This window comes from Mycobacterium sp. Marseille-P9652 (assembly GCF_902652685.1).
Classification (GTDB): Bacteria; Actinomycetota; Actinomycetes; order Mycobacteriales; family Mycobacteriaceae; genus Mycobacterium.
The window spans coordinates 1-5,598 of record NZ_CACRUY010000106.1 but is presented as its reverse complement, the minus strand read 5'-3'; the positions used below and the strand labels follow the sequence as shown (position 1 = coordinate 5,598).

Sequence of the window (5,598 nt, the reverse complement as noted above, 5' to 3'; positions counted from 1 at the left end):
GCCGCGGCGGCCGCCGGAGAGATGGCCGCCAAGAGCGAGAGGGTCTCGAGCGTGCCCAGGGCCGGGGACAGCCCGCGCCGGCCCGTACCGATCCTCGACCATCCGGAAGCCACCGCCTGGGCCTACAACCGCGCCGACGGCGCCGTCGCCGTGCAGAGCTTCGCCGCCCACGGCCCCTACGTCTTCTATCAGCTCGCCGCCGCGAACCGCGATTACGACAACGAATTCGAGGCTCGGCAGCTCGTCAGTGGCGCCCTGGGCGACCAGGGCCGCGCCATCGACCGGTTCTTGCCGACCGATCCCGCCAAGCTGGCCGACCTGCCGGTCGATCCGTCCGGCCAACTCCTGGCCCGCGTCCTGTGGGCGCCGGACGGCAAGGTGCCCCGTGGAGCGGGGACGTGGCGACCGCACGCGGCGCTGCACTTCGAGGACGACCCGATCGAGTCCGACGCGCTGTTCACCTCGGCGGGCGTCGAGTGGGTGGGGCAGCTGCTGGCCCGGGTGTATCAGAGCAAGAACGCCGACGGCGCCGCGCGGGTCGCCGGCAAATTGGCCGACCAGACCCGCTCCCGGCCCGACGTCCAACCCGCCACGGGGGTTCGCGGCCTGCCCGACGCCCGCTGCTTCACCCGAACCGTCGGTTGGGCCGCGCCGGTGGATCCGCCCACCCTCCAGCAGGCGAACTGGCACTTCAAGTGCGTCGCGCACGTCGACCGCTACGCATTCGCCACGTATTCGGGCGACCAGACCGACGCCAAGCAACAGCTCGCGGCGCAGTGGCGCATCCTGGCCGGCAAATAACGGCTTTGCTTAGAGGCGTTGCCGATGGCGCCCTTCGCCCGGGCGCCCGGCGGACCTATCCGATGTCGCTGATCAACTTCTCGAGCGCGTCGGCGGCACCCGCGGGCACAGGCTCGTCGGCTTCCGCGCCAACGACCATGTCCTCAGGCAACCCGGCCGCCTGCGCCGTCTCCGCCGTGGAAAGATTCGCCCGGCGCCGGGCCGCGTAAAGGCGTTGCCCCAGAGGGGCATTCGGGGCACTCGCACCGCGGATCATCAGTTCGTCGTAGTGGCGGCGCACCCGGGCGAGCGCGTTGATGAGTTCCGGTGTCATGCGGCTGATCCGGGTTGCTCGGACGGCGATCGCCTCGAGTTGGCGCAAGTCGACGAGGATCGGCGCCGCGCGCTCCGTGAACTCGGGTTCGTCCACCGGCGGTAGGGCGGCGATGGCCAGGCCGCAGCCGTCCACCGCGGCGACGACGGCTTGGGCGATCAGTGACGTCGGCCCGTCGGCCGGCTGGTCGTCGTCCGAACGGTGCTCCTGCACCCGCCTTCCGGTGTCCGCTTCCCGGGCGACCGGCTCCCCGCGCCGGATCCGCTCGATGGTCCCGGCGGGCCACTGCAGGACTTCCTCCAGCTTGGCCCGGGTGCGCTCGCGCGGCCAGCTGCGCCCCTTCTCGAAGGCGATCAGGGCGCCGGCGTTGATGATCCCGCCGGTCGCCAGGCTGCGCTGACTGATGTCGAGTTCGCGGCGCCGCGCCGCGGCGGCGGCTCCGGCCCGGACGACGCCGGGGTCCGGGTCGGTGGCTTCCAAGCCGGTTCGGTCCTGCTCCCTGCCCGTGAGTGTCACCGCGTCTCGTCTCCCCTGTCGACGGAGCATCCCGAAGCATGTTCCCTGCCGTTGCGAGTCTAACCGTTGCACTCCGGCGACCTAACCGCGATTCCGCTACGTTTCGGGCACCGACGTCACGTTGGCTGCCGACCATCGCGCTGAAACCGTAGCAAGATCGGCCGAGCGAGGGCGATGCCGGTGCGCGACGACCATTGTATTGCGGGGCTTCGCGGTACCGCCGAGTCCCATAACCGTTGCAATGCGTCGGTTTGTACTGTAGCGTGGCGGTCGCACACCGCAGAAACGCAACGCTTCAGGAGGTATGGGCGACATGGCCGCAACAGTTTCCAACGACCTGGGCGTGTGCACCCAGGACCCCGACCGCTGGACCATCGCTCCCGACGCCGAGGCCAAAGCGCTATGCCGGGCGTGCCCCCGCCGGTGGCCGTGCGCACGGGATGCGGTCGAGTCGCCGGGGGCGGAAGGGCTGTGGGCCGGAGTGCTGATTCCCGAGGCCGGTCGCGGCCGAGCGTTCGCGCTCGGCCAGTTGCGGTCGCTGGCCGAGCGCAACGGCTACCGCGTGCGCGAGCCCGCCAGGTCGGCCTGAACGCCACCGCGGTGCGCCGAAGCGGGACCTCACCGCGATCTCGGCGGTTGGCGGCGAGAAGGCCCGCGGAGCTACGCCGGCTCGAACCGGAACACGGCCAACCGCCCCGCCAGCGCCTCGAACTCGTCGGCCGTGCCGTCACTGACCATCCCGGAGCGCTTGGCGAACGCCACTCCCACCGGCACCTGGTCGGGGAAGGCGCGCAGCACTGGGCGTGCCTGCTCCGCGGTGAGCTCGACGATGCGCACTTGCCGCGACCGTCGGCCCCGGGACAGGGTGCCCGTACCGGCGGCCCGCGCGTTCGCCGCCCAGTCGGCGCCCGGGTAGCCGGCCACGACGTACAGGCCGCCCCGGAATTCGAACGGCGTCATCGGCGTGCTGCGCGGCACACCCGACTTGCGGCCGGGGACGGTCAACACCATGGCGGGACCGGTCGGGATGCCGAGCCGCTGCACGGCCATCATCATCTTGTTCATCGGCTTGAGGTAGCGCGGGGGACGCGGTTCGGACATGGGTTCTTCCTTTCTTCTAGGACGCGGCGAACACGTCGCGATGGGCTGAGACCCACTCCGCGAACGCAGTCGCGGGCCGGCCGAGGATCTTCTCCACGTCGTGGGTGACGAGCGCGGGCTTGTCGAGCGTCTCGCCGAGCATGGCGATATAGGCGTCGGCGAACTCCGCGGTGAAGCCCAGGGCGAGGAACCGCCGGCGCACCTCGTCGTTGGGTATCTCCCGATAACGCAGGGGGCGGTCGAGGACGGCAGCGATCACCCCGACCAGCTGCGCGTTGGTGAAGGCCTCCGGCCCGGTCAACGGAACCCTCTGTCCCACAAGCTCATCGGTGAGCAGCGCCCGCGCCGCGACCGCCGCGATGTCGCTCTCGACGATCGGTGCCGCGGAAGCCGCGGCGTAGGGACCGGCCACGACGTCGCCCGCCCGGATCTGTGCCGACCACATGCCCGCGAAGTTGGTCGCGAACACGCTGGGGCGCAGGCTCACCCACTCCAGGCCGGAGTCCACGGCGAGCCGCTCGACCTCCCTGTTGCGGTCCCCGCGGAAACGGGACGGCTGCCGGGAGAAGTCGTCGTCGGCGTTGATCGCCGACAGCGCCACCAGCTTGGTGACGCCGGCGCGCCGGCACTGGCCGATCACCGTGGTCAGTTCCGCGCCCAGGGCTCGGGAGTTGAGGAACACCGCCTCGGCGCCCGGCAGCGCTTCGGCTACCGAGCCGACCGCTTCGACCCCCTCGGGGAACCGGGCGGACTGCGGCGTGCGGGTCACGGCCCGCACCGGGGCTCCCGCGGCGGCGAGTTCGGCAACCAGGGGGCGCCCGACGTTGCCGGTCGCGCCCGTGACGACGATGGTCATGAGGTGTCTCCTTCGACGAGTTTTTGACGACTCCTCCAAGGACGGCCCCGAAGGTGGGAAAGTTACAGCCTGAACACGTAACTTTTTGCGGCGCCGAATCGTCGAAGGTTCATGGAACGGACGCAGTCACCCAACGAGCAGGTCGATGCGGCCTGGCGGCTTCACCGCGCGTACCTGGTCAACCTGGCCTACCAGATGCTGGGCGACGTCGGCCACGCCGAAGACGTTGTGCAGGAAGCCTTTCTGCGGCTGTCCCGGGCCGACGTCGACGGCATCGACGATGTGCGGGGCTGGCTGACGGTGGTGGCGAGCCGGCTCTGCCTGGACCACATCGGTTCGGCCCGGGCGCGCCACGAGCGCCCGGACGGCGACGGGCCGGGCGAGCGTCCGGGGGCGCAGCGCGAAGACCCGGCCGACCGGGTCACCCTCGACGACGAGGTCCGCACGGCGTTGTTGGAGGTCCTGCGCAGGCTCAGCCCCGGCGAGCGGGTGGCGTTCGTCCTGCACGACGTCTTCGGAATCCCGTTCGACACCATCGCCGACACCGTGGGCCGCCCGGCCGGCACCTGCCGCCAGCTGGCGCGGCGGGCGAGAACGAAATTCGCTGCGGCGCAACCGAAGCTGAGCGAGGTGACGCCGGCCGAGCACCAGCTGGTCACCGAGAAGTTCATCACCGCGTGCGCCAACGGTGACATCGCCGCGCTGACCGCCGTGCTCGATCCGACGGTGTGGGGCGTGGGCACGGTGCTGGTGGAGCCGGCGCCGCCGCCGCAGGTCAATCACGGCCCGCACGCGGTGGCGACGAACCTGATGCGTTACCTGGGGCCCGACGCGACGCTGGTGAGCGGTCCCGCCGGGCAACCGCTGGTGCTGGCGTTCGCTGACCGCCGGCTTTTCGCCGCCGTGGTGCTGACCATCCGCGACGGCCTCGTCGTGAAGATCGAGGCGGTCGCCGACCCCTGGGCGCGGGTCGGCGCGGAGCGGCCCTAGTGGTGAGCGCGAGTGCGGCGAAGCCGGACGATGCGGGTCGCCACCATCGGACTAGCCCCGTTCGTCCGCCGCGCCCCGTTCGCGGACGCGGTCTGGACGCGCGGCGAAATAGCCTGCGACCGTTGCGGTGACCTGAAGGAACCTGCGGCGCGTGGCCGGGGCCATCTCCCGGTCCACGTCGATGACGCCGCCCGGCCGGAGATGAGGATCGTAAGGCACCTCGACGACCGGCTGTCCGTGTTCGACGAACTCGCGGGCCAGCAGCGCGCGGGTGCGTTTGTCGGCGTGCCCGTCGGAGTCGTTGAGCACCACGATGGTGTTGCGCAACAGTGTCGAGAGTGACTGATCGGCCAGCCACTCCATCGTGCGTGCGGCGGCGGACGCGCCGTCGGCCCACGGCGACGACACGACGATCAACGCGTCCAGGTCGCGCAGGACCTCCTGGGTGACCGGCGCGTCCATCGTCGCTCCGCAGTCGATGACCGAGATCGTGAAGTGGCGGTCCAGCCGCAGCGCGGCCTCGCGGTAGATCGCGGAATCGAGCACCCGGCGCGGACCGGACGCCGGTTCGCCACCGAGCACGTACAGGCCCGCGGGGTTGCGGCCCAGGCGGCCCACCACGTCACCGAACGACCGAAGATTCTTGTCGGCGGTGAGCTCCCAGAACGAGGCGGTCGACGCCGGGTCGATCCGGCTGCTCAACCGGCCGAAGGCGGTGTCGGCGTCGATCGCCACGACGTGGTCCTGCTTGCGGAGTTCGGCGAACAGCGAGCCCACGCTCGCCGCCACCGATGTCTTGCCCACGCCGCCCTTGCCGAGCACGCCGACCTTGTAGTTGCCGTGCAGCGGAGCCCGGATGGCGGCTTCGAACTGCCCGGCCTCGCGTTGCGCCGCGGACGGGCCCAGCTTCACGAGCCCAAATGTGATTAGCCGCAGGATGCGTCGCCAGCCCACGTCGGCCGGTGCGTGCGTGGGTGCGGAAGGGGGGGCCGACGTGGGCTGGCGACGCATCCTGCGGCTA

7 protein-coding genes are annotated in these 5,598 nt (G+C 71.2%); 3 read left to right on the top strand and 4 right to left on the bottom strand.

From position 1 onward, the window contains the following. Positions 1–801: DUF7373 family lipoprotein (locus tag GPY60_RS26130; protein ID WP_444850869.1), on the top strand; the 801-nt coding region annotated here is incomplete at its 5' end. A 55-nt stretch (positions 802–856) separates the two neighbouring features. Here the strand turns inward: GPY60_RS26130 and GPY60_RS26125 are convergent. After that, positions 857–1,660 carry a transcriptional regulator gene (locus tag GPY60_RS26125; protein WP_370462834.1) on the bottom strand — a complete coding sequence of 268 codons (804 nt, stop codon included), beginning with the start codon at positions 1,658–1,660 and terminating at the stop codon, positions 857–859. A gap of 283 nt (positions 1,661–1,943) precedes the next feature. Here GPY60_RS26125 and GPY60_RS26120 point away from each other — a divergent pair, with 283 nt between their 5' ends. Continuing rightward, on the top strand, positions 1,944–2,219 hold the full coding sequence (locus GPY60_RS26120; protein WP_197283846.1) for a WhiB family transcriptional regulator: 276 nt from the start codon (positions 1,944–1,946) through the stop codon (positions 2,217–2,219). A gap of 71 nt (positions 2,220–2,290) precedes the next feature. Here GPY60_RS26120 and GPY60_RS26115 read toward each other — a convergent pair whose 3' ends face one another. After that, entirely contained in the window at positions 2,291–2,731 is a 441-nt protein-coding gene (locus tag GPY60_RS26115) for a nitroreductase family deazaflavin-dependent oxidoreductase (RefSeq protein WP_156690592.1), read from the bottom strand. A 16-nt stretch (positions 2,732–2,747) separates the two neighbouring features. Next, positions 2,748–3,587, bottom strand: coding sequence for an NAD(P)H-binding protein (locus GPY60_RS26110; protein ID WP_156690591.1), 840 nt, complete (start codon positions 3,585–3,587; stop codon positions 2,748–2,750). A 111-nt stretch (positions 3,588–3,698) separates the two neighbouring features. On the opposite strand from GPY60_RS26110, the gene sigI reads away from it, so the two are divergent. Continuing rightward, positions 3,699–4,577 carry an RNA polymerase sigma factor SigI gene (sigI, locus tag GPY60_RS26105; RefSeq protein ID WP_156690590.1) on the top strand — a complete coding sequence of 293 codons (879 nt, stop codon included), beginning with the start codon at positions 3,699–3,701 and terminating at the stop codon, positions 4,575–4,577. A 51-nt stretch (positions 4,578–4,628) separates the two neighbouring features. Here sigI and GPY60_RS26100 read toward each other — a convergent pair whose 3' ends face one another. After that, a complete protein-coding gene (locus GPY60_RS26100; protein WP_156690589.1) occupies positions 4,629–5,588 on the bottom strand; it encodes a MinD/ParA family ATP-binding protein in 960 nt (319 codons plus the stop codon). Positions 5,589–5,598 lie beyond the last annotated feature (10 nt).